The sequence below is a fragment of the Streptomyces sp. NPDC088817 genome, from assembly GCF_044750345.1.
Lineage (GTDB): Bacteria > Actinomycetota > Actinomycetes > Streptomycetales > Streptomycetaceae > Streptomyces.
On the sequence record NZ_JBIVJN010000001.1, the window covers coordinates 65,775 to 89,290 of the forward strand.

Below are 23,516 nucleotides of genomic sequence, written 5' to 3' on the forward strand. Positions count from 1 at the left end.
CCGTACCAGGGTGCGGGAGGACCGGTCAGGCCGCCAGGCCGACCACCATCCAGATGAAGGCCACGCCCGCGACCGTGCACAGCAGGGTCGAGCGGGCGGGGTGCTCGTGGTGGGCCTCGGGGAGGATCTCGGCCGCGGCGAGGTAGAGCAGGGCCCCGCCGAAGAGGCCGAGATAGCCGCCGAGGAACCACTCCGGGATGGTGACGAGCGTGGTCGCCGCGGCGCCCGCTATGGGGGCCAGGGCGTCCGCGACGAGCATGGCGACGGCCTTGCGCCGCGCGTTGCCGTACAGGCTGGTGATGGTGAACGTGTTGAAGCCGTCGGCGAAGTCGTGGGCGATGACGGCGAGCGCGACGGCGACGCCCATGCCGTGGTCCACCTGGAAGGCGGCCCCTATGGCCACGCCGTCCATGGCGCTGTGACCGACCATGGCGGCCGCCGCCGTCAAGCCCACCTCGGGCGCGCGGTGGTTGTGCCGCTCGGCGCCGCCGTGCGCGGCCTGCCGCGCCGCCAGCAGGCGTTCCACCAAGTGGGCCACCAGGAACCCGGCCACGAACAGCAGCAGGGCCGCCGGTACGCCGAACACCTCCCGGCCGGCCGAGTGGAGCGCCTCGGGCAGCAGGTCCAGGCCGACCACGCCCAGCATCAGGCCGCCGGCCAGTCCCAGGACCAGATGACGGCGGTCGGTCACCCGCTGTGCCGTCCAGCCGCCGGCCAGCGTCATCAGGAACGCGCCGAGCGCGACGAAGACCGCCATGTGCCCTTGCTATCCGATCAGGGCCCGATCGCGCACATCCGGCCACTGCTACATCCCCCCACATCAGGACATTCCACATGAGAGGACCCGAACCCATGGCCGTTGCCCCGACCGGCAAGGTGACCTTCGTCGGTGCCGGCCCCGGCGCCGCCGACCTGCTGACGTTCCGCGCGGCCCGCGCGATCGCCGAGGCCGACGTCGTGATCTGGGCGGCCAGCCTGGTGCAGGCCGAGGTGCTCCAGCACGCGCGCGAGGACGCGGAGATCCTGGACTCGGCGGCCCTCTCCCTGGAGGACGTCGTCGCCGTGTACGAGCGGGCGCACGCGGAGGGGCTGAAAGTGGCCCGTGTCCACTCCGGCGACCCGGCGCTGTGGGGCGGCACGCAGGAGCAGCTCGACCGGTGCGAGGACATCGGCATCGGGACGGAGGTCGTGCCCGGTGTCTCGTCCTTCTCGGCCGTGGCCGCGCTGGCCCGGCGCGAGCTGACGATCCCGGAGGTCGCGCAGTCGGTCGTGCTGACCCGGCTCGGTGGCGGGAAGACGCCGATGCCGCCCGGCGAGGAGGTCCGCGAGTTCGCCCGGCACGGCACCACCATGGCGGTGTTCCTGTCGGCGGCCCGCAGCGGCCAGCTCGTGCGGGAGCTGCTGGAGGGCGGCTACCCGACGTCCACGCCGGTCGTGGTGGCCTACCAGGCGACCTGGCCGGAGGAGCTGATCGTCACGTGCACGGTCGGCACGCTGGAGGAGACGGTCAAGGAGCACAAGCTCTGGAAGCACACGCTGTTCCTGGTCGGACCGGCCCTCGCCGCCCACGGCACGCGTTCGCACCTCTACCACCCCGGTCACTTCCACGGCCACCGCAAGGCCGACCCCGAGGCCCGCAGGGCCCTGCGCGCGCGGGGTGCGAGCACGTGATCACGGTGGTCGGCACGGGCACCAGGGCGTACGGCACCGGGGTGCCCGCGGACGCCGGTCTTGTCGTGGGCGCGCGGCGGCATCTGGACGCCGTACGGCTGCCGGAGGGCGCCGAGCGGGTGGTCCTGGGTCCGCTGGCGCCCGCGCTCGACACCATCGCCGAGTACGTCACCGAGGAACGTCCCGTGTCCGTGCTGGCCTCCGGGGACCCCGGTTTCTTCGGGATCGTACGGGCGCTCGCCGAGCGGTTCGGGCCCGGGCTGCTCGACGTCCGACCCGGTGTCTCCTCCGTGGCGGCCGCGTTCGCGCGGATCGGGCTGCCCTGGGACGACGCGGTGGTGGTCAGCGCGCACGGGCGGGATCTGCGCACGGCCGTGAACGTGTGCCGGGCGCGTCCGAAGGTCGCCGTGCTGACCGGACCGGGGGCCGGGCCCGCCGAGCTGGGCGCCGCGCTGGCCGGCACCCGCGGCGAGCGGACCCTGGTCGTCGCCTCCGCGCTCGGCGACCCGGACGGCGAGCGCGTGGAACGGCTCACGCCGGCCGAGGCCGCCGCCCGCGACTGGGGTACGGCCGTGAACGTGGTGCTGTGCCTGGACGGGGCGCACGCGCCCGGACCTTTGCGGACGGTCGCGGGTCCGCCCGCCGGCCCGTCCCGATGGGCGCTGGAGGAGAGCGAGTTCGCCCACCGCGACTCGATGATCACCAAGTTCGAGGTGCGCGCCCTGGCGCTGGCCCGGCTCGGGCCGCGCCTCGGCGACCTGGTCTGGGACGTGGGCGCGGGCTCCGGTTCGGTCGCCGTGGAGTGCGCCCGGCTGGGTGCCGCGGTCACCGCCGTCGAGAGGACGGCCGACGGAGTGGAGCGGATCCGCGCCAACGCGGCGGCGCACGCCGTGGACGTGTCGGTGGTGCACGGAACCGCGCCGGAGGCGCTGGCCGGGCTCGCCGACCCCGACGCGGTGTTCGTCGGTGGCGGCGGGCGCGCGCTGCCCGCGGTCGTGACCGCGTGCGCGCTGCGGGCCCGGCGGACCGTCGTGGTCGCCGTGGCGGCGCTCGACCGGGTGCCGGCCGTGCGCGAGGCGCTGGCCGCCGCCGGGCTCGCATGCGACGGCGTGCTGCTCCAGTCCTCGCGGCTCGCGTCGCTGCCGGGCGACGTGACCCGGCTCGCGGCCACCAACCCTGTTTTCCTGCTGTGGGGCACGCGGCCCCCGGTGCTTCATGAAGGAGTCGCTGAGTGATCGGCCTCATTTCCGCCACGGCGGCGGGCGCGGCTGCGCGGGACCGGCTGGCCGCGGCCTGGCCGGACCGTACCCGGGTGTACGACGGGCCCGTCGGGGACGCCGTACGCGCCGCCTTCGCCGAGTGCGGGCAGCTGGTGTGCTTCCTCGCGACCGGGGCGGTCGTACGGCTGATCGCGCCGCTGCTGGGCGAGAAGTCCTCCGACCCGGGAGTGGTCTGCGTCGACGAGGGCGGCCGGTTCGCGGTGTCCCTGGTGGGCGGGCACGCGGGCGGGGCGAACGAACTGGCCCGCGCGGTGGGCGAGGTGCTGGGCGCGGAGCCGGTCGTGACGACCGCGACGGACGCCGTGGGGCTGCCCGGCCTCGACACGCTCGGCCTTCCGGTGGAGGGCGATGTCGCCGGGGTCTCGCGGGCGCTGCTCGACGGGGAGCCGGTCGGTCTTGACGCGGAGGTGAGCTGGCCGCTGCCGCCGCTGCGGGTCGCCGCCGAGGGCGCTTACACGATCCGGGTCACCGACCGTGCCGCCGCGCCCGCCGAACGGGAGGTGGTCCTGCGGCCGCCGACGCTGGTGGTGGGCGTCGGCGCGTCCAGGGGCGCGCCCGTCGAGGAGGTGGTGGGCCTGGTCGAGGGCGTGCTCGCGGAGGCCGGGCTGTCCGCGGCCTCGCTCGCCGAGCTGGCCACGGTCGACGCCAAGGCGGAGGAGCCCGGCGTCGTCGGGGCGGCCCGGCGGTTCGGGGTGCCCCTGGTGACGTACTCCGCCGAGGAGTTGGCCGCGGTCGACGTGCCCAACCCTTCGCCGGCGCCGCTCGCCGCCGTCGGCACCCCCTCCGTCGCGGAGGCGGCCGCGCTCGTGCGCGGGGGCGAACTCATCATTCCCAAGCGGAAGTCGGAGCGCCCCGACGGGACGCCCGCGATGGCGACCTGCGCGGTCGTACGGCGGCCGGGGCGCGGGCGGCTCGCGGTCGTCGGGCTGGGTCCCGGCGCCCGGGACCTGCTCACGCCGCGCGCGCGGGAGGAGTTGCGGCGCGCCTCCGTGCTCGTGGGGCTCGACCAGTACGTCGACCAGATCCGCGACCTGCTGCGGCCCGGTACCCGCGTCCTCGAGTCGGGGCTGGGCGCGGAGGAGGAGCGGGCCCGCACGGCGGTCGCCGAGGCCCGGCGCGGGCACGCCGTCGCGCTGATCGGCAGCGGTGACGCCGGGGTGTACGCCATGGCCTCGCCCGCGCTGGCCGAGGCGTCGGGCGACATCGACGTCGTCGGGGTTCCCGGGATCACCGCCGCCCTCGCCGCGGGCGCCCTTCTCGGCGCTCCGCTGGGCCACGACCATGTCTCGATCAGCCTCTCGGATCTGCACACCCCCTGGGAGGTCATCGAGCGGCGGGTGCGGGCGGCGGCCGAGGCCGACCTCGTCGTGACGTTCTACAACCCCCGCTCCCGTGGCCGGGACTGGCAGTTGCCGAAGGCGCTGGCGGTCCTGGCGGAGCATCGGGAGCCGGCGACGCCGGTCGGTGTCGTACGCAACGCCTCACGGCCCGGCGAGTCCAGCCGGGTCACCACGCTGGCCGGTCTCGACCCGGAGACGGTCGACATGATGACGGTCGTGACCGTGGGCAACACCGCGACCCGCGAGATCGCGGGGCGCATGGTCACGCCGCGCGGCTACCGCTGGCAGGCATCCCGGGAGGAGCCCAAGTGAACCGTGTCGTCCACCCGATCGAGCAGGAGTCGTTCCGGCGGCTGCGCGCCCGCCTGGACACCTCGCACCTCGCGCCGCTGACGCGGGCGGTGGTGGAGCGGGTCGTGCACTCCTCCGCCGACCTGGAGTACGCGTCCGACCTCGTCCTGGACGAACGCGAGCTGGTGACGGCGCACGCCGCGCTGCACGCGGGTGCTCCGGTGGTCGCCGACGTGGAGATGGTGGCCGCCGGGATCACCCGGCGCGAGAGCGTCTGCCGACTCAGGGACGCCAGGTCGGGTCCCGGAATGACGCGTTCGGCGCACGCGATCCGGCTGGCGTACGAGGACGTCGGCCCCGGCGCGCTCTGGGTGATCGGCTGCGCGCCGACCGCCCTGGAGGAGCTGCTGAAGCTGGACGCCTCCCCCGCGCTCGTCATCGGTCTGCCCGTCGGTTTCGTCGGGGCGGCCGAGTCCAAGGCCGCGTTGCGCGAGAGCGGGCTGCCCGCCGTGAGCAACGTGTCCGAGAAGGGCGGTTCGGCGGTCGCCGCGGCCGCGCTCAACGCCCTGCTGTACCACGCTGGTTCGCTTGAATCGCCTGAATCGCCCGAGGAGACCCTGTGACCACCCCGCCGCCGCCCGCTCTGCTCGTCGCCGGTCACGGCACCCGGGACGACGCCGGAGCCGAGGCCTTCCGGGACTTCGTACGGGAGTTGGGGCGCCGCAACCCCGAACTGCCCGTCGCGGGCGGCTTCATCGAGCTGTCCCCGCCGCCGCTGGGCGAGGCCGTCGCCGAGCTGGTGGAGCGGGGCGTGCGCCGGTTCGCCGCCGTACCGCTGATGCTGGTGTCCGCCGGGCACGCCAAGGGCGACATTCCGGCGGCGCTGGCCCGTGAGAAGGAACGGCACCCGGGGATCTCGTACACCTACGGCCGGCCGCTGGGCCCGCACCCCTCGCTGCTGCGGGTGCTGAAGCGGCGGCTGGACGAGGCGGTCGATCCGTCCTGGGACCGCTCCGAGGTGACGGTGCTGCTGGTCGGGCGCGGCTCGACCGACCCGGACGCCAACGCCGAGGTGCACAAGGCGGCACGGCTGCTGTGGGAGGGACGCGGTTACGCGGGCGTGGAGACGGCCTTCGTGTCGCTCGCGGCGCCGGACGTGCCGGGCGGACTCGACCGGTGCGTGAGGCTGGGCGCCCGGCGGATCGTGGTGCTGCCGTACTTCCTGTTCACCGGCATCCTGCCGGACCGGGTGCGGCGGCAGACGGACGACTGGGCGGCGGCGCACCCGGAGACCGAGGTGCGGTCGGCGGACGTGATCGGGCCGGAGCCGGAGCTGCTGGACCTGGTGATGGAGCGGTACGAGGAGGCGGTGAAGGGCGATCTGCGCATGAACTGCGACTCGTGCGTGTACCGGATCGCGCTGCCGGGCTTCGAGGACAAGGTGGGGCTGCCGCAGCAGCCGCACTTCCACCCGGACGACGACGGGCACCATGGCCATCATCATGGAGGGCACGCCCACTCCCATGCCCACTGAGGATTCGGTGCCGTTCGGGCACGATCTGCGGCACCACGGGGACGCCGAGGTCCGCGACGACGGGGCGGCGCTGGTGGACCTCGCCGTGAACGTACGCGCGGACACGCCGCCGGGGTGGCTGCGGGAGCGGATCGCCGCCTCGCTGACCGGTCTCGCCGCCTACCCGGACGGGCGGGCCGCGCGGGCGGCGGTGGCGGCGCGGCACGGACTGCCGGTGGAGCGGGTGCTGCTGACGGCGGGGGCGGCGGAGGCGTTCGTACTGCTGGCGCGGGCGCTGAAGGTGCGGCGGCCGGTCGTCGTGCATCCGCAGTTCACCGAGCCGGAGGCGGCGCTGCGGGACGCGGGGCACACGGTCGACCGGGGGCTGCTGCGGGCTGAGGACGGCTTCCGGCTCGATCCGGCGGCCGTCCCCGAGGACGCGGACCTGGTGGTGGTCGGCAATCCGACGAACCCGACGTCGGTGCTGCATCCGGCCGCGTCCGTCGCCCGACTGGCCCGTCCGGGACGGGTTCTGGTGGTCGACGAGGCATTCATGGACGCGGTGCCGGGCGAGCGGGAGTCGCTGGCGGGGCGGACGGACGTGCCCGGCCTCGTGGTGCTGCGCAGCCTGACCAAGACGTGGGGTCTCGCGGGGCTGCGGATCGGCTACGTGCTGTCGTCGCCCGAGCTGATCGCCGAGCTGGAGCGTGCCCAGCCGCTGTGGCCGGTGTCCACTCCGGCGCTCGCGGCGGCGGTGGCTTGCGTGGAGCCGCGGGCGCTGGCGGAGGCGGAGGACGCGGCCCGCCGTATCGCCGCGGACCGGGCCCACCTGGTGGCGGCCCTGAACTCCTTCGCGGGGCACGGGGTGCGGGTGGTGCGACCGGCCGAGGGCCCCTTCGTGCTGGTGCGCGTGCCGGGGGCGGCGGACGTGAGGCGGCGGTTGCGCGGGCTGGGCTACGCGGTGCGGCGCGGGGACACGTTCCCCGGTCTTGGCGGGGACTGGCTGCGGCTGGCGGTGCGGGACAGGGGGACGGTGGACGGCTTCGTCCGCGCCCTGGGCTCGGCGCTGGCGCCGCCCACCGTTCCCTGACTCACCGCGCCGGGAAGTCCCGGCGGTCCAGGACTTCCCGGCGAGGCCGCGAGATCCCGGCCGTCAGCCGCGGCGCCGGCGTGCCACCGCCAGCGCGCCTCCCCCGGCGGCCAGCAGAACGGCGGAGCCCGCAGCCAGGTACGGCGTGAGGGAGCTGCCGCCCGTCTCCGCCAGGTCGACGGTCTTCTTCTCGGAGACGGTCTGCGGCTTCACGTCGGCGGCGTCCTGGGACTTGACGTCGTCACTTCCGGACTTGTCGTCGGCGCCCTGGGGCTTGTCCTCGGTGGCCTGGGGCTTGTCGTCGCCGCCCTGCTCGGCGGGCGGGGCCGCCTCCTTCTCCGGCGCCGCCGGGGTCTCGCACGTCGCCTTGGCGAGGGTGACCGTGCCCTCCACCTCGGCCACGTTCAGCTTGAGCGGGTTGACGGAGACCTTGAGCTCCAGGGCCGTCGCGGCGGCCGTGCTCGACGTCGTCTCCCGCTTCGACAGGTCGAGGCGGACCTCGCCGACCCCGGGGACACGGACGTCGGTCGGGCCGCCGGCGCTCAGCGTCACCTTCTTGCCGAGCACCGTCACGGAGCCCAGGACGTTGCTGCTGGCGACCGGGGTCTCGCCGGCCTCGCAGGTCGCCCTGGACGTGACCTGGTCGACCTCGATGAGGGACAGCAGGGGCAGGCCGGGGACGTGGACACGGGCGTGGGCCAGTTCGACGACGCCCTCCGACTTGTCCGCGGAGACGGTCGCGTCGGTCTTCGCCACGTCCGCGCGGATCACGCTGAAGGGCTTCCCGCCGTCGACGCCGTCGAGACGCGCGGTCAGCGCGGTCTGCTGCGCGCTCCGCGGTGCCTCGACCTCGTTGAGGGAGACCGCGAGCGGGACGTTCACCGTCTTGTTGAGCAGGGACACGTCCAGCCCGGTACGCAGGACGGAGGCGCTCGCGTGACCCTCCTGCCCACCGGTCGCGTGCGCGGACCCGGCGCCGACCAGCGTCGCCGGCCCGGTCGCCAGCACGGTGGCCGCGGCGACAGTGGCGCAACGACGTGCGGACATGCGGAAGTTGTTGCCGTTCAAGGTGTGGGACCCCCAGAAAGGAATGCTTGGGACCCGGTAAGAATTACGTACTGAGGGTGAAGCGTCAGCGATCTACGGTTACTTCACCCTTTCGGGAGGTTTCCGTCCGCTTGTTCGATTTTCCAGGTACGGGTGTTCCCTCCAGCCACTCCCGTGACAGACGGCGGTCAGCAGACCGAGCAGCCTCCGGAGTAGGGCAGGAAGGCGCCCCAGGCCTCCCGGCTGACATGCACCCTGTCTCCGCTGGTGTCCTTCGAGTCCCGTACGACGACCTCGCCGACCGCCTCGGCGACCTCAACGCAGTTGCCGCCACCCGAGCCGCTGTAGCTGCTCTTCCGCCACGTCAACTCGTCTTGACCACCGGCGTTCTGCCGCTTATTCATGTCGCTCCTACAAGTCGTTCGATGAGACGTGCGGACCCGATGCCTGCCCGCCCGGTGGGAGCACCTGCCACAAGGCCGTTGCAAGTGCCGTCGATGAAATGCTGGGCGTAGTCGGTCCGCCGGCCGCGGCCTTGCAGGGGGCGGGCAGGGCATGGATGCCGGTGGCGGCAACCATCTCCGCTGACCGCTTGGAACGTCGGCTTTTGATGCCTCGCCCGCCAGGCCGGACAAGAGCATTCCGCCATCATCTCTTTTGGTCAACCGGAAGACAGCAACCGACGGCGAATCTTGGCGATCTCTGCATTCTTACGCAATTCGGGATAACGCCCGCACAGATCATCGACGAGCGTGCGAAGAAACGCTGTCGTGGCGGAACGAAAATCCTCATAGAGGACCACTCCACGAATCCCATCATCCTCCCTGATCTGCAACAGATCACCCTTTCGGTGAAACCGGTACTCACCTGCCCCTTCTGCCGCAGAGTAGCTTCTCTTTGGTTGCTCCTGAAGGTCTTGCGCGACACAGAACAGGACGTACGCGGCGTCAAATACAGGACCACGGCCGCTGAAGTCCGCGCCTTCAACCCTGAAAACAAGGTCGCCCCAGAACATTTCATACGTAAGGTCGTACAGGTCAGCCGTCACCAACTTGCGCCGCAGCTCGGGGGTATCCGCACCATCGACGATGCCTTCTACTCGGTAATCAAGTTCTATCACTCTGCTGACCCCTGACCAGATCTCATCTTCCGCCGGCCCCACGATTCCGAACCGGCAAGTTCCAGAAGCAAGCGGCGACCTGCGCGAGCGATCTCACGCAAGCCGCCACCTGTTCATGCTACAACCGACAAATGACATCGGTGCTCTTCAGCGAGACAGAGAAATCCTCACAGGACCTACCGTCCCAATTCTGGTGACTGTGCACACTAGTACGGATGCGCGGTCCGGACTCTGTTGTTCTTCACCACGACACGAACTCGTGACGTCGGTTTCCCCTTCGAGTTGCGGCCGACTCGACGGCCGAAATCGTATTCGTGGATACGCCCGGGACGACCATCGGTGTTCTTGCGGCTCTTCCCCTTCTTGATTGTTGTCCGGATCAGGTATTTGATCTCCTTGACGTTCCTCGATCGAAAGCGGCTCTTACCGGCTTCCCGGCTGGTGGATCCATGCCCGTCGAGCACGTGCTTGAGGTCGATGCGGCACTGGCCATTGCGGTTGTGAGCCACCACGTCGTCGTTGCCGACGGCAACGGTGTAGGTGTGCACATCACCGACGTTGAGGTTGACGACAAAGCGCCCCTCGACCTCACCACGGTCGCGCACTGCGGTGACCTGGTGACTGCTGCCGTCCGGCGATACGAGAGCATCACCGGTCAGGACGTCGGCAGCCCTCACCCATCCCTTGTCGACCACCCACAGCGGGTGTTCCGCCGTTGCTTCCAGCGGCGGCGTCGCAGGGTCGAAGTCGGTGTCGATCTCGACGATGTGCTTGGTGCCGTAGCCGCTGATGACGTCCAGGACCGGTTCGGCGTAGGTCTCGCCGGTCTCGGGGTCGGTGGCGGCCACGTAGTCACCGATCTCGATGGCGCCGATGGGCATATAGCTGCCGTCGGCCATCAGGACCGGCGTGTCCGGGGCGAAGGAGTTGCACCGGGAGCGGCGGAAGACCGACCGGGCCCTGGAGAAGGTCCGGTTGACTCGGCTGGCCTTGCGGATCGTGCGGACCGCTTTGAAGCCCTTGACCGCGAGGCGGTCGGCGGAGCCGAAGGCGATGCCCACGCTCATTTCGGCGGCCTTGCGCCAGTTGCCCGTGGCGGCGTAGGAGATGGCCCCCACGGCGGAGGCGACGTTGCCGATCGGACCGGGGATGTAGGAGGCGACCTCCGCCACCCGGGCAACCCTTCGGAACGTCTTCTTGAAGGAGAAGCCCCAGTGCCCGTCCAGGTCCACGCAGTTGACGGGGTCGCCGCTGCAGTAGTCGTAGGCGTTGGCGTTGCCGCCGGGATCGGGGTCGGTCTGCAGGAACCGGCCCAGCGCCGGGCTGTAGAGGCGGGCGCCCATGAGGATGACGCCGTCAAGGGCCTCACCCGAACGCTGCTTGGCTCCGAGCCAGCCGTACCGCTGCGGTGCCTGGCCGTCGACCGGCACCCCGAACTCGTCGTAGAGCAGCACCTTCGGTGCCGTCATCGCGGTGTCCAGCGTGACGGACACGTCGCCGTGCAGGTTGGCGAACTGCAGCTCCAGGTCGCCGGTCGCGGACGTGGTGGCCACGAGGTCGCCGTCGGGGCCGGAGACGTTGCGGGTCAGGGTGCCCTGGGTGGCGTCCTCGATGATCCAACGGGGCTCGTCGGAGTCGTCCCCGTAGTGGTTGAGCTTGCTGGTGGCGTTGGCCCAGGTGCCGTCCGCCTGCTTCTTCTCGGTGGTGAAGGCCTCGAAGCGCAGGGCGGGGTCGAGCGTCCAGGACTGGCGGGTGTCGCCCGCGGTCTGGGACGCGACCAGGTCGTTGGCCCAGTAGGCGTTGACCGAACCGGTGCCGGTGGCCGTGGTGCGGCCGAAGGCGTCGTAGGTGTAGCCCGTGGCCAGCAGCCGGTCGGCGCTGTCGTACGAGTTTGCCGTGGTCGTGCCGCCGGTGGTCGCGCACGAGCCGTCCTCGGCGGCCGGTACGACCGTCTTGGACGTGCGGTTCATGCGGCCCGCGATGCTGCGGCCTGCTTCGTCGAAGCGGTAGTTGCGGGTGACGCAGCCTTCGGCGGTGGTGCTCTGGACGGCCTTCGTCAGACGGCCGAGACGGTCGTAGGTGTACTCCTTGCTGTCGGTGGAGGAGGTGTCGGAGGCCACCGCGCCCTGCGTGGTCAGCTCGATGTGCTGGCCGTAGACGACCTCGCCGTCCGAGGTGCGGGTGTAGGTCCGGCCGGTCGCCGCGCCCGCCGCGTTGAAGGCGTCCTTACGGACGTAGCCGCCGGGGTACGTCTGCTCCACCATCTGACCGCTGGGCCCGTACTTCGCGGTGAAGGTGCCGGCCACACTGTCGGTGACCGAGGTGACGAAGCCGCGCGGCTCCTTGGTGCGGTCGTAGGCGTAGCTGGTCCAGCCGGTGTTGTCGGTGACCTTGACCGGCTTGCCGTACTTGTCGAACTCGGTGGTCGTGGTGCCGCTGTCGGCGTCCGTGTAGGACAGCAGCCGGTCGAGGGCGTCGAAGACGCCGGTGATGGTCTTGTTGCCTGCGATCGTCTTCACGGCGTGCCCGGTGACCGGGTCGTAGTCGGTGGTCACCTTCGGCAGGGCCTTGCCGACGTCGGAGGTGATCTCCGTGGAGACGATCCGGTCGGCCGCGTCGTAGACGGTCACCGTCTTGCGGCTCTTGCCCGCGTTGGTCTCGGTGGCCTCCTCCACGTCCCCGAAGCGGGAGTAGCGCGTGATGCGCTTGACCGGAAGGGTGTCCGGCATACGGGCGGTGTCCGCGCCGGTGACCTTGCCGCCGGGCAGCGTGACACACGGGTTGCCCGCCCATTCGGGACGGTTGCCGCAGGTCGCGTCGTCCGGGTTGCCCTTCGCGGTGTGGAAGACGGTCTTCACCGTGCCCGTGTCCGAGCCGTTGGAGCCCGGCCTGCGGGACTCGACCGCACGACCTGCCGCGTCGTACTTGATCGTCGAGGTCAGGTTCGCTCCGCCGGAGACGGCGTCGGTGGTCACCGAGGTCTCCGCGCGCAGGGTCCAGCCCGAGGTGCCGCCGATCGGAGTGCCGTAGCCGGTCTTGGTGACCCGGACCTCGACGTCCGCCGTGTAGCCCTCGATGCGGGCACCCTCACGGGTGGTGGTCTCCAGGTGGTACGCCGCCCCGTCGGGCTTGCCCTCGTCGTAGGCGTGGACCGTGTGGGAGCGGACGACCACCGACTCGCCGGCCTTCAGTGCCGGCATCGGCGGGTCGGACTGGGCCGGGACGTCCTCGTCGAGCCGTGCCCGGTAGACGGGGGCGAGCTCTTCGAGCAGGTCGAGACCGTCGCGGCTGTAGACGCTGCGGCTGTCCAGCAGACCGGCGCGGGCCGCAGGGTCGTCCGGCAGCTCCAGTTCGGCCGCCTTCTCGTCGGAATCGTCTTCCTTGCCGAGGGCCAGCAGGCGACCGGGGGCGTCCAGGGAGCGGACCGTGTTGCCGAACCGGTCGTACCCGGTGGTGTCGATGTCACCGACGCCGGTCGGGGACCAGGTGGCGGAGTTCACCTCCTGCGCCGAGGCGTTGAGGTAGTGGACCGTGGCCTGTCGGTAGCCGTCCTTTCCGGGCGTAGTGGCCGTAGCCGTGTGGGTGCCGGGGTCGGACTCGTCGTCGAAGACGGCGGTGGCGTCCGTGGGCGCGTCCGCCTGGCCCCAGGTGGCCACATCGGCACCGGACATGTCGTACGGGCCGCCCTTGGCGCGGGTCAGCGGCACCTCGTAGACCACCTTGGAGGCGGTCTCGCCCTCGACGACGTCCTTAGAGCGTCCGCCAGTGGGCGTTGAGCTGGGCTATCGGATGCGGGGGCTGCGCGGGCGGGTGTCCCACCGGTGGGTGTACCAGGCTCGTCGGATCAGGCTACGGACGGTGATGATGGCCGTGGCCAGAGCAAGGAAGAACTCGGTGCATGCTCGTCGCCGCTCGGTGTTGCGGCGAAGCTTGCCGAAGTTGTTCATCCACGAGTTTGTGCGCTCGACCACCCAGCGGCCGTCGGTCTGGATCGGCGTCTTCGTGCCGCGCTTGCTGATGCGTGGCCTGATCTCGCGTTCGGCCAGGGCGGTGTGGACGGGCTGGTAGTCGTAGCCGGCGTCCAGGCTCAGCGCCGGGTTCTGCGGGGCGTGGTCGAGGCGGTCGGTCAACTCGTCGAACTCGTCGAGGGTTTCGGGGAGCAGTGTGTGGTCGCGAATGTCCGCGCCGGCGGGCACCGTGACCACGGGTATCCCGTACCCGTCGGTCAGCTGGGAGCGCTTGGTGCCCTGCTTGCCCCGGTCTACCGGAGACTTCCCCGCGCACTGCCCGCCCGAGGGTGCCTTGGTGATGCACCCGTCCGCGGCCAGGTCCTCAGATGGAGAACCGCATCGCCGCCGCTCGGCGGGACCGTGCTGCTCTGCCTCAACGCGACGATGAGCCCGGGGAAGTGCGCAAGGAGCGGGACCAGGCCCCAGCAGTCGGGCGGCGCGCGGACCTGGTGGCTATGCGACGCATCGTTCAGCGGCTCATGGCGGAGAACACCCGGCTACTCGCAGGGCTGACAGACGCGCCCTGCAGCTGAGCAGGGCGGACTCGGGGGGAGGCGTGGGCCGTGTTGGTGACGGACGCAACCAGGTCGCTCATCTTCAGCGGTGGCCCCAGCCGCGTGAGTGGCTGGGGAGCCCCGGCGGCGCCCTCGGGAGAGGGACGCCGCCGGGGCAGCCGCGGGGACGCCCACGGGTGACTTGTCCTAGGTGTCACTGGCGACCCCAGGCCGGTGGCTTCGGGGATTATCCGGGGGTTGTCCCCCCATATCGGAACCGGCCTTTGAGTCTCAAGGCTGGATGGCAAGGGCGAGGAGGGTATCGACCGCAACTTCGAAGGGACGCGTACTGCGTTGTACCTGGGCGAGTAGAAGTCCCCCTTGCAGGGTGGCGAGCATAGTGGTGGCGAGGGCGTCCAGGTCAATGCCGGGTGCGAGCTTCCCCTCGGCATGAAGCGACCTGAGTCCTTCGCTGATGGCGGTTGACCATCGCTCGAATCCGGCGGCGATGAGGGCTCGGGCCTCGGGGTCGCTCTCGGCGAGTTGACCGCCGAGCGAACCGAGTGGGCAGCCGCCCTTTGCCTGGCCATGCTCCACCCCGGCGATCAGCATGTTCCGCCAGGCTGCGACTCCGTCCTCGCTGCCGAGCGCCTGCCGATTGTGATTGACGAGGGTGTCGGCTTGGTAGCCGATGACCGCCTGCAGGAGTTCGTTCTTGTCGGGAAAGTAGTGGTAGAGCTGCGAACCGCTGACCTCCGCTGCCACCTTGACGTCTTCCAAGGTGGTACCCGCGACCCCGCGCTCGTGGATCAAGGCCGCAGCCCCTTCCACGATCCGCGCCCGGACGCGTTCACCCTTCGGCGTGAGCCGCGGCCGATCGTTCGCCTTGTTCACCATGCACCCATAGTAGCGATTCTGAGTTTGACAGCCCAGTCCGATCGAGCCAGACTGGGTTGCGTAACCCACTTTGAGGAGGAGGAAGCAACGCATGCCTGCTGACTTGAAAGACAGAACTGCACTGGTCACCGGCTCTACGAGCGGGATCGGCAAGGCGACGGCCATAGCTCTCGCTGCCCGCGGCGCTCACGTCCTGGTTGTCGGACGCAACGCAGAAAGAGCCGAGCAGGTCGTGGCCGAGATCGAAGGCGGCGGAGGCAGAGCGTCGTTCAGGCTCACCACGCTGGGAGACCTGGAATCGGCGCAAGACCTAGCGTGATGGGCCATTGAGGCCGGCGATGGTCACGTCGACATCCTCATCAACAACGCTGGAGTCGCCTTGCTGGGGCCGAGCGATGCAGCGACCGAAACAGAGTTCGACGAGACCTTCGCACTCAACGTCAAGGTTCCGTTCTTCCTCGTCGCGGCCCTGGCACCCGCGATGGCCGAGCGTGGATGGGGCTCAATCGTCAATGTCAGCACGATGGTCGCCAGCTTCGGACAGCCCGGCATGGCGATGTACGGCGCGAGCCGAGCGGCCCTCGAACTCTTGACGAAGGCATGGGCCGCCGAATACGGCCCGCGTGGCGTTCGCGTGAACGCCGTTGCGCCCGGCCCGACGCGCACCCGTATGACCGAAGGCATCCCCGGCGAGATGGTGAACCAGCTCGCACGTCTAGCACCAGCAGGTCGCGTAGCTGAGCCCGAGGAACTTGCCTCCGCGATCGTCTTCCTGGCTAGCGAGGATGCCAGCTTTATCCATGGCGTCACTGTTCCCGTTGATGGGGGCCGAGTATCGACCTGACGCCGGTCGCGGCGTCTGAGTGCCTGACCCCCTTCGTTTCGGGTGGAATCCGACGTCCAAAGTCAGGGGTGCAGCAGTGGCAGCAGAGCCCTCGACCAAGAACGGCCGCGTGACTCGCCAACGGAGCACTGGCCCCGCGACGCAGCAAGAGCCGTCCAACCTGAACAGCCCCACAGAAGATGAGAGGGAATCCCGATGAGCACACTCCCAGGAAAGACCGTGATGATTACGGGCGCCAACGTCGGGATCGGCAAGGACGTGGCCCGGCAACTGGCTTTGCGACCGGAGACGGCCCGCATCTACTTGGCATGCCGCAACCGAGATCGGGCGACAACGGCAAAGGCCGAACTCGAAGCCGCTACCGGCCGGCGCATCTTCGACATCGTTGTTATGGATGTCGCCGATCTGGGCTCGGTCCGAACCGGCCTTGCGGCCATCGACGGATCCGTCGACGCGTTGGTCATGAACGCTGGTGTCATTGGCCCGCAATCGATGGAGTTGACCGCCGACGGCGTCACCAATGTGTTCGCGACGAATGTTCTTGGCCACGTCGTCCTCCTCGAAGGGCTCTTGGCCGAGGGGCGGCTTGGCGAGGTCGCGGTCCTCGCCGGAAGTGAAGCAGCCAGGGGACTTCCGATTTTGCGGATGAAACGGCCGTCCTTTGTCTCAACCTCTGCCGATGAACTCGCCACCGTCATCGACGGTAGATTCTTCGCCGACGGAAAGACCGACTTCAACCTCGCCTTCGGGCAGGCCAAGTACATCGGGGCCCTATGGATGGCCTACCTGGCCCGCCAACACCCCGACCGCCGCTTCATCACCGTGAGTCCCGGCGCCACCACCGGCACCCAAGCCTCCAACGACATCGCCCTACCGCTGCGTATGGCGGCCAAGTACGTCATGCCCGCCCTAGGGATCTCCCACAAGCTTGAGGTTGGCGCGAAGCGACTGGTCGACGGTGTCACCGACCCGACCCTGTCCAGCGGCGTGTTCTACGCCAGCGCGGCCAACAAGCTGAAGGGTCCCTTGGTCGACCAAGCGGACATCTTCCCTGACCTGGCCAACCCGTCGTTTCAGGACCACGCCAACGAGGCCATCCACCGCTTCATCATCTAGAGCGTCGGCCAGTAGGCTCGGGCGAGGACGGAGAGGGTGGCACGACGGAGACGGGTTTGATGATCATGGAGTTGTCTACGCTATGTGACCATCTGGGGGGTTCGTGTCCGCCGTGCCCGCGTCCATCATCGACCCGATCCGTGAGGAGTTCCTGAGGCTGCTCCCTGCCCGGCCCGATTCGCACCCGCCGGGGTGCCACAACCCGCGGATCGCGGACGCGGTCGTGTTCGACTTGTCCTGGCGCTGGTCTCGGGGATGGGCTAAGAGCGGGTCGCTGACCGGGCCTGTTCGGCGACCACGATCCGCCGGCGACGGGACGAGTGGATCGAGGCCGGTGTCATCGGCCACCTGCTCCTCGCCGTGCTGCGAGCGTACGACCAGATGGTGGGCCTGGAACTCGAGGACCTGGCCGCGGACGGGTGCATCACCAAGGCACCCTCGGGCGGGCAGTGCGCGGGGAAGTCTCCGGTAGACCGGGGCAAGCAGGGCACCAAGCGCTCCCAGTTGACCGACGGGTACGGGATACCCGTGGTCACGGTGCCCGCCGGCGCGGACATTCGCGACCACGCTGCTCCCCGAAACCCTCGACGAGTTCGACGAGTTGACCGACCGCCTCGAGGGGCAGACTTCGAAACCCGTGAAAATCCTGTGACCGAACTGTGTCTTCACCTGGGCGGTCACGTGCCCTGGCGCGCATGAAAAACCCCGTCCGATCACGTCTCCGCCGATCGGACGGGGTCCACACGTCGGCCGCAGGGGCGAGGCCCCTTGTCTCTCAGCCGGTCACGCGGCCGTTCAGCACCACGCGCCCCGGTGCCGCCAGTACCCGTACGTCCGCGCGTGGGTCCTCGTCGTAGACGACGAGGTCGGCGGGGGCGCCCTCGGTCAGGCCGGGGCGGCCCAGCCAGGCGCGGGCGGCCCAGGTGGTCGCGGAGAGGGCTTGCAGCGGCGGAATGCCGGCCTTGACCAGCTCGGCGACCTCGGCCGCCGCCAGGCCGTGGGGCAGGGAGCCGCCGGCGTCGGTGCCGACGTAGACCGGGATGCCGGCGTCGTAGGCGTTCCGGACCGTGTCGTAGCGACGTTCGTGCAGCCGGCGCATATGGGCCGACCAGCGCGGGAACTTGGTCTCGCCGCCGTCGGCGAGGCGGGGGAAGGTGGCGATGTTGACGAGGGTGGGGACGATCGCGACGCCGCGTTCGGCGAACAGCGGGATCAGGTCCTCGGTCAGACCCGTGGCGTGCTCGATGCAGTCGATGCCCGCCTCGACCAGATCGCGCAGGGAGTCCTCCGCGAAACAGTGGGCCGTCACCCGCGCGCCCAGGCGGTGGGCCTCCGCTATCGCCGCCTCGACCGCCCCGCGCGGCCAGCAGGCCGACAGGTCGCCGAGGTCGCGGTCGATCCAGTCGCCGACCAGCTTGACCCAGCCGTCGCCGCGCCGGGCCTCCTGGGCGACGTACGCGACCAGGTCCTCCGGTTCGATCTCCCACGCGTAGTTGCGGATGTAGCGGCGGGTGCGGGCGATGTGGCGGCCCGCACGGATGATCTTCGGCAGGTCCTCGCGCTCGTCGATCCAGCGGGTGTCCGAGGGCGAGCCCGCGTCCCGCAGCAGGAGGGTGCCCGCGTCGCGGTCGGTCAGCGCCTGCTTCTCCGAGACGTCGTCGGGCACCGGTCCGTGCTCGTCGAGGCCGACGTGGCAGTGCGCGTCGACCAGGCCGGGCAGCACCCAGCCCTCGACGGTCCTGACATCGGCGGCGCCTGTGGGGCGGTCGTAGGAGATCCGGCCGCCGACCACCCACAGCTCGTCCCGGACCTGGTCCTCGTCCGGGCCGACGAGCACCCGACCCTTCACGTGCAGCACCGCGTGATCGCTCATGCACCGCACCCTAATCAGCCCGCGCCCGTCGCGGACCACCCGGTCCGAGGTCACCGGGTGAAAGCGGGGCAGACCCGCCGACTACCCTCGATGCGTCCGCCTCGGCCCGTACGAAGAGAGCACCGCCGTGACCAACCCGTTCCTGGACCTCGCCCCGCTGAGCGCCGACCGTTTCGCCTCGATCGAGGACCGGGTGGCGCGGCTGCTGGCCACCGAGCAGGACGTCGTGATCATGCAGGGCGAGGCGCTGCTGCCGCTGGAGGGCGCCATCAGGGGCACGGCCGGTCCCGGCACGACCGCGCTGAACGTGATCACCGGTCCGTACGGACAGACGTTCGGCGACTGGCTGCGCGACTGCGGCGCGACGGTGTACGACCTGTCCGTGCCGTACCACACGGCGGTCACGGCGGACCAGGTCAGGGAGGCCTTCGCCGAGCACCCGGAGATCGACTTCGTGTCGCTGGTGCACGCGGAGGCGGCGACCGGCAACACCAACCCGGTCGCGGAGATCGGCGAGGCCGTGGCGGAGCAGGGCGCCCTGTTCTACCTGGACGCCGTGGCCTCGGTCGGCGCCGAGCCGGTGCTGCCGGACGCGTGGGGCGTGGACCTCTGCGTGATCGGGGCGCAGAAGGCGATGGGCGGCCCGGCCGGGGTGTCGGCGGTGTCGGTCAGCGAGCGCGCCTGGGCCCGGATGGCGGCGAACCCGCACGCTCCGCGCCGCTCCTACCTGTCCCTCCTCGACTGGAAGGAGCGCTGGCTCGACGGCGGCCGCAAGGCGCTGCTGCACGCGCCCGCGCAGTTGGAGATGCTGGCACTGGAGGCCTGTCTCGAGCGCATCGAGACTTCCGGCCTGGCCGCGGTGATGGACCGTCACCGCCGCGCCGCCGCCGCGACCCGCGCGGGTGCGACGGCTCTCGGCGCGGGCCTGGAGCCCTACGTGCACCAGGCGTCGGAGGCGGCCCCGGTCGCCACCACCCTGCGGGCCCCGTCGGACGTCGACGCCTCCGAGCTGGTCGCGCGCGCCCTGGAGACCGGCCCCGCCCTCCCGCTGGCCGCGGGCGGCGGCCCGCTCGCCAAGGAGATGGTCCGCGTCAACCACTACGGACAGGACGCCACCCCGGACGTCGTCGAGGCCGCCCTGACGGCCCTGGCCGCCGCCCTGACGGGCCTCGGCGCGACCGTGGACGCCGAGGGCGCCCGACAGGCGGCCGCGAAGGCCTGGCAGCAGTAGACGCGCGGGCGGCGGGCCCGCGTTCTCCGGAATCGGACGGACAGGGCTCACAGAACTCACAGAACTTATTGACGAGATAATTCGGTAATTAAATTCCGGGCAGCTTCCCATATTCTTCTGCCCCGTTTCCCGGGGCGTAAACGCAGAGATTTCACGAGCTCTCGGCGACCCAATTCGAAGGTCGCCGGGAGCGTTGTCCGACTGTGACGGACTCCACAGGCGTGACCCTTTTGCCCAGTAATTAAGGGGCAAACCCGCCCATAACGCCCCCCTCTCGCGCGATCAGGCGCCCGCGCGATAACACATGTGCCCGGCCCACGTAAGGTTCTCGGGCGATGCATTTTTGAATTCTGCTCGGTAAGTTCATTCCACATGACTGCCGCCCAAGCAGACCTGCGTTCCCCCCACACAGAATTGCCGGAGACGCCCCGCATCGAGCGTCCATCCCCCGCCGACGGCGCCGCACTCTGGCGACTTGCGAAGGAATCCGGGACGCTGGATGTGAACTCCTCGTACAGCTATCTACTCTGGTGCCGCGACTTCGCCGCCACCTCGGCCGTGGCGCGCGGCGCCGACGGCGAGCCGGTCGGTTTCGTCACCGGGTACGCGCGGCCCGACCGTCCGCACACCCTGCTCGTGTGGCAGGTGGCCGTGGACGCCGGCCACCGCGGACAGGGCCTGGCCGCCCGGCTGCTGGACGCGCTGACCGCCCGGGTCGCGGCCGAGCGCGGGCTCACCTCCCTGGAGACCACGATCACTCCGGGCAACACCGCCTCCGAGCGGCTCTTCGCCTCCTACGCCGCCCGGCACGGCGCCGCGGTCGAGCGCGAGGTCCTGTTCGGGACCGAGCAGTTCCCGGACGGACCGCACGACCCGGAGGTCCTCCACCGGATCGGCCCGCTCTCCTTCTGACCGCGGCCCCTCCGGCCGGCCTCCGGTCCCAGCCCCCCCCTCTCCGCCTCCCTTTCACTCCCCCACCGAGGAGCGATTCGCCGTGACCATCACCCAGCCCGACCTGAGCGTCTTCGAGACCCTGGAGTCCGAGGTGCGCAGCTACTGCCGCGGCTGGCCCACCGTCTTCGACCGCGCGCGCGGCAGCCGTATGTACGACGAGGACGGCCACGAGTACCTCGACTTCTTCGCGGGCGCGGGCTCGCTCAACTACGGCCACAACAACCCGGTGCTGAAACGGGCGTTGATCGACTACCTGGAGCGCGACGGGGTCACCCACGGGCTCGACATGTCGACCACCGCCAAGCGCACCTTCCTCCAGACCTTCCAGAACCTGGTCCTGCGCCCCCGCGACCTGCCGTACAAGGTGATGTTCCCGGGCCCGACCGGCACCAACGCCGTGGAGTCGGCGCTGAAGCTGGCCCGCAAGGTCAAGGGGCGCGAGGCGATCGTGTCGTTCACGAACGCCTTCCACGGCATGTCGCTGGGCTCCCTGGCCGTCACCGGGAACGCCTTCAAGCGGGCCGGCGCCGGTATCCCGCTCGTGCACGGCACGCCCATGCCGTTCGACAACTACTTCGACGGCAAGGTCCCGGACTTCCTGTGGTTCGAGCGGCTCCTTGAGGACCAGGGCTCCGGTCTGAACAAGCCGGCCGCCGTGATCGTCGAGACCGTGCAGGGCGAGGGCGGCATCAACGTCGCCCGGCCCGAGTGGCTGCGCGCGCTCAAGGAGCTGTGCGAGCGGCAGGACATGCTGCTGATCGTCGACGACATCCAGATGGGGTGCGGGCGCACCGGGGCCTTCTTCTCCTTCGAGGAGGCCGGGATCGTGCCCGACATCGTCACCGTCTCCAAGTCCATCAGCGGCTACGGCCTGCCGATGTCGCTGTGCCTGTTCCGGCCGGAGCTGGACGTGTGGGAGCCGGGCGAGCACAACGGCACCTTCCGCGGGAACAACCCTGCGTTCGTCACGGCCACGGCCGCTCTTGAGACCTACTGGACGGACGGCTCGGCGATGGAGAAGCAGACCCGCGCCCGCGGTGAGCGGCTCGAACAGTGGCTGATCTCGATCACCGAGGAGAACCTCGCGGACGTCAAGGAGTACCGGGGCCGGGGCCTGGTGTGGGGCATGGAGTTCCACGACCGGGAGCGCGCCGGGCGGATCGCGCGGCGCGCCTTCGACCTCGGGCTGCTGGTCGAGACGTCGGGCCCGCAGGGCGAGGTCGTCAAGCTGCTGCCGGCGCTGACCATCACCGCCGACGAGCTGGACGAGGGCATGAGCATCCTCGCCCGCGCGACACGCGAGACCGCCTGAGACCAGCGGGCCCCACAGCCACACAGCCACAGAGAACCGGAAGCAACCACGCAAGGAGGCACGCGACACCGTGATCGTCCGTTCGTTCAAGGACATCGAAGGCACCGACCGGCATGTGAAGGCCGCGTCCGGCACCTGGGAGAGCAAGCGCATCGTCCTCGCCAAGGAGAAGGTCGGCTTCTCCGTGCACGAGACGATCCTGTACGCGGGCACGGAGACGTCGATGTGGTACGCCAACCACATCGAGGCCGTCGTCTGTGTCGAGGGCGAGGCCGAGCTGACCGACCGCGAGACCGGGAAGACGTACACGATCACGCCCGGCACCATGTACCTCCTCGACGGCCACGAGCGGCACACGCTCCGCGTCAAGGAGGACTTCCGCTGCGTCTGCGTGTTCAACCCGCCCGTCACGGGCCGGGAGGACCACGACGAGAACGGCGTCTATCCCCTGCTCACCGAGGCCGAGGAGGTGTGAGCACGACCATGGGCACCGTCACCGACCTGTATCCCACCCGCGGCACCACCGAGGTGACCACTCCCCGCCAGGACCCGGTCGTCTGGGGCTCCCCCGACACGCCCGGACCGATCGACACCGCCGGCCTCCAGTCGTTCGAGCGCGACGGCTTCCTCGCCGTCGACCAGCTGATCACCGAGGACGAGGTCGCCGTCTACCGGCGCGAGCTGGACCGGCTGGTGAGCGATCCGGGGATCCGGGCCGACGAACGCTCCATCGTGGAGCCGAAGTCCAAGGAGATCCGCTCGGTCTTCGAAGTCCACCGGATCAGCGAGGTGTTCGCCGCTCTGGTACGCGACGAGCGCGTCGTCGGGCGGGCCCGGCAGATCCTCGGCTCGGACGTCTACGTCCACCAGTCGCGGATCAACGTCAAGCCGGGCTTCGGGGCCAGCGGCTTCTACTGGCACTCGGACTTCGAGACCTGGCACGCCGAGGACGGCCTGCCGAACATGCGGGCGGTGTCCGTCTCGATCGCGCTGACCGAGAACCACGACACCAACGGCGGCCTCATGATCATGCCGGGGTCGCACCGGACGTTCCTCGGCTGTGCGGGGGCCACGCCGAAGGACAACTACAAGAAGTCGCTGCAGATGCAGGACGCGGGCACGCCGTCCGACGAGGCGCTGACCGCGCTGGCCGGGCAGTACGGCATCAAGCTGTTCACGGGCCGGGCGGGCTCCGCGACCTGGTTCGACTGCAACTGCATGCACGGCTCCGGCGACAACATCACGCCGTTCCCGCGCAGCAACGTGTTCATCGTGTTCAACAGCGTGGAGAACACGGCGGTCGACCCGTTCGCGGCGCCGGTACGGCGCCCGGAGTTCATCGGGGCGCGGGACTTCACTCCGGTGCGGTGAGACGAACCGGCCGGGGGTCCGGGGGTTGGCCCCCGGAAGACACAGCATCGGCGCACGGGACT

The 23,516-nt window shown here is 70.4% G+C and carries 19 protein-coding genes and 3 pseudogenes; 14 read left to right on the forward strand and 8 right to left on the reverse strand.

Annotated elements, in window-relative coordinates; all coding sequences use genetic code 11:
• Positions 1 to 25 precede the first annotated feature (25 nt).
• The gene (locus ACIP4X_RS00325; RefSeq protein WP_358732520.1) at positions 26 to 757 is read right to left on the reverse strand and encodes a ZIP family metal transporter; all 732 of its coding nucleotides are present in this window, start codon (positions 755 to 757) and stop codon (positions 26 to 28) included.
• A 95-nt stretch (positions 758 to 852) separates the two neighbouring features.
• On the opposite strand from ACIP4X_RS00325, the gene cobM reads away from it, so the two are divergent.
• Genes cobM through cobC form a run of 6 tightly spaced genes read left to right on the forward strand, consistent with a single transcriptional unit; the run spans position 853 to position 7,185 of the window.
• A complete protein-coding gene (cobM, locus tag ACIP4X_RS00330; RefSeq protein WP_358732522.1) occupies positions 853 to 1,671 on the forward strand; it encodes a precorrin-4 C(11)-methyltransferase in 819 nt (272 codons plus the stop codon).
• Positions 1,668 to 2,906, forward strand: coding sequence for a precorrin-6y C5,15-methyltransferase (decarboxylating) subunit CbiE (cbiE, locus tag ACIP4X_RS00335; protein ID WP_401345896.1), 1,239 nt, complete (start codon positions 1,668 to 1,670; stop codon positions 2,904 to 2,906). The genes cobM and cbiE overlap by 4 nt, the downstream gene beginning before the upstream one ends.
• On the forward strand, positions 2,903 to 4,603 hold the full coding sequence (cobJ, locus tag ACIP4X_RS00340; RefSeq protein ID WP_401345898.1) for a precorrin-3B C(17)-methyltransferase: 1,701 nt from the start codon (positions 2,903 to 2,905) through the stop codon (positions 4,601 to 4,603). The genes cbiE and cobJ overlap by 4 nt, the downstream gene beginning before the upstream one ends.
• On the forward strand, positions 4,600 to 5,205 hold the full coding sequence (locus ACIP4X_RS00345) for a precorrin-8X methylmutase (protein WP_401345900.1): 606 nt from the start codon (positions 4,600 to 4,602) through the stop codon (positions 5,203 to 5,205). The genes cobJ and ACIP4X_RS00345 overlap by 4 nt, the downstream gene beginning before the upstream one ends.
• Entirely contained in the window at positions 5,202 to 6,116 is a 915-nt protein-coding gene (locus ACIP4X_RS00350) for a sirohydrochlorin chelatase (RefSeq protein WP_401345903.1), read from the forward strand. Before ACIP4X_RS00345 ends, ACIP4X_RS00350 begins: the two co-directional genes overlap by 4 nt.
• A complete protein-coding gene (cobC, locus tag ACIP4X_RS00355) occupies positions 6,106 to 7,185 on the forward strand; it encodes an Rv2231c family pyridoxal phosphate-dependent protein CobC (RefSeq protein ID WP_358732531.1) in 1,080 nt (359 codons plus the stop codon). The genes ACIP4X_RS00350 and cobC overlap by 11 nt, the downstream gene beginning before the upstream one ends.
• Before the next feature lie 63 nt (positions 7,186 to 7,248).
• Here cobC and ACIP4X_RS00360 read toward each other — a convergent pair whose 3' ends face one another.
• The 6 genes and pseudogenes from ACIP4X_RS00360 to ACIP4X_RS00385 form a co-directional block, all read right to left on the reverse strand.
• The gene (locus ACIP4X_RS00360; protein WP_358732532.1) at positions 7,249 to 8,253 is read right to left on the reverse strand and encodes an SCO1860 family LAETG-anchored protein; all 1,005 of its coding nucleotides are present in this window, start codon (positions 8,251 to 8,253) and stop codon (positions 7,249 to 7,251) included.
• A 167-nt stretch (positions 8,254 to 8,420) separates the two neighbouring features.
• A complete protein-coding gene (locus tag ACIP4X_RS00365; protein ID WP_358732534.1) occupies positions 8,421 to 8,636 on the reverse strand; it encodes a DUF397 domain-containing protein in 216 nt (71 codons plus the stop codon).
• Between the two features lie 257 nt (positions 8,637 to 8,893).
• Positions 8,894 to 9,352, reverse strand: a complete 459-nt coding sequence (locus tag ACIP4X_RS00370) for a hypothetical protein (RefSeq protein WP_358732535.1) — start codon at positions 9,350 to 9,352, stop codon at positions 8,894 to 8,896.
• A gap of 206 nt (positions 9,353 to 9,558) precedes the next feature.
• Positions 9,559 to 13,059 carry an RHS repeat-associated core domain-containing protein gene (locus ACIP4X_RS00375; RefSeq protein ID WP_401345908.1) on the reverse strand — a complete coding sequence of 1,167 codons (3,501 nt, stop codon included), beginning with the start codon at positions 13,057 to 13,059 and terminating at the stop codon, positions 9,559 to 9,561.
• 75 nt (positions 13,060 to 13,134) lie between these two features.
• A pseudogene (locus ACIP4X_RS00380) lies at positions 13,135 to 13,680 on the reverse strand (transposase); the annotation flags it as partial.
• 467 nt (positions 13,681 to 14,147) lie between these two features.
• Positions 14,148 to 14,753 carry a TetR/AcrR family transcriptional regulator gene (locus ACIP4X_RS00385; RefSeq protein ID WP_161243515.1) on the reverse strand — a complete coding sequence of 202 codons (606 nt, stop codon included), beginning with the start codon at positions 14,751 to 14,753 and terminating at the stop codon, positions 14,148 to 14,150.
• Between the two features lie 91 nt (positions 14,754 to 14,844).
• Between ACIP4X_RS00385 and ACIP4X_RS00390 the strand changes: the two are divergent.
• The 3 genes and pseudogenes from ACIP4X_RS00390 to ACIP4X_RS00400 form a co-directional block, all read left to right on the forward strand.
• A pseudogene (locus ACIP4X_RS00390) lies at positions 14,845 to 15,597 on the forward strand (SDR family NAD(P)-dependent oxidoreductase).
• A gap of 195 nt (positions 15,598 to 15,792) precedes the next feature.
• The gene (locus ACIP4X_RS00395; RefSeq protein ID WP_358732538.1) at positions 15,793 to 16,713 is read left to right on the forward strand and encodes an SDR family NAD(P)-dependent oxidoreductase; all 921 of its coding nucleotides are present in this window, start codon (positions 15,793 to 15,795) and stop codon (positions 16,711 to 16,713) included.
• Positions 16,714 to 16,816: 103 nt separating this feature from the next.
• Positions 16,817 to 17,329, forward strand: a pseudogene (locus ACIP4X_RS00400) (IS5/IS1182 family transposase); the annotation flags it as partial.
• 159 nt (positions 17,330 to 17,488) lie between these two features.
• On the opposite strand, the gene ACIP4X_RS00405 reads toward ACIP4X_RS00400, so the two are convergent.
• Positions 17,489 to 18,586 (reverse strand): amidohydrolase family protein, encoded by a 1,098-nt coding sequence (locus ACIP4X_RS00405; RefSeq protein ID WP_358732540.1) that lies wholly within the window; start codon positions 18,584 to 18,586, stop codon positions 17,489 to 17,491.
• A gap of 127 nt (positions 18,587 to 18,713) precedes the next feature.
• Between ACIP4X_RS00405 and ACIP4X_RS00410 the strand changes: the two genes are divergently transcribed.
• From ACIP4X_RS00410 to thpD, 5 genes are all read left to right on the forward strand, one after another.
• The gene (locus ACIP4X_RS00410; RefSeq protein ID WP_358732541.1) at positions 18,714 to 19,817 is read left to right on the forward strand and encodes an aminotransferase class V-fold PLP-dependent enzyme; all 1,104 of its coding nucleotides are present in this window, start codon (positions 18,714 to 18,716) and stop codon (positions 19,815 to 19,817) included.
• Between the two features lie 372 nt (positions 19,818 to 20,189).
• Positions 20,190 to 20,729 (forward strand): diaminobutyrate acetyltransferase, encoded by a 540-nt coding sequence (gene ectA / locus ACIP4X_RS00415; RefSeq protein ID WP_358732543.1) that lies wholly within the window; start codon positions 20,190 to 20,192, stop codon positions 20,727 to 20,729.
• Positions 20,730 to 20,811: 82 nt separating this feature from the next.
• Positions 20,812 to 22,083 (forward strand): diaminobutyrate--2-oxoglutarate transaminase, encoded by a 1,272-nt coding sequence (ectB, locus tag ACIP4X_RS00420; RefSeq protein WP_358732545.1) that lies wholly within the window; start codon positions 20,812 to 20,814, stop codon positions 22,081 to 22,083.
• A gap of 70 nt (positions 22,084 to 22,153) precedes the next feature.
• Complete coding sequence (locus ACIP4X_RS00425; RefSeq protein ID WP_358732546.1) at positions 22,154 to 22,558, forward strand: ectoine synthase; 405 nt, start codon at positions 22,154 to 22,156, stop codon at positions 22,556 to 22,558.
• Positions 22,559 to 22,566: 8 nt separating this feature from the next.
• On the forward strand, positions 22,567 to 23,454 hold the full coding sequence (gene thpD, locus ACIP4X_RS00430; protein WP_358732754.1) for an ectoine hydroxylase: 888 nt from the start codon (positions 22,567 to 22,569) through the stop codon (positions 23,452 to 23,454).
• Positions 23,455 to 23,516 lie beyond the last annotated feature (62 nt).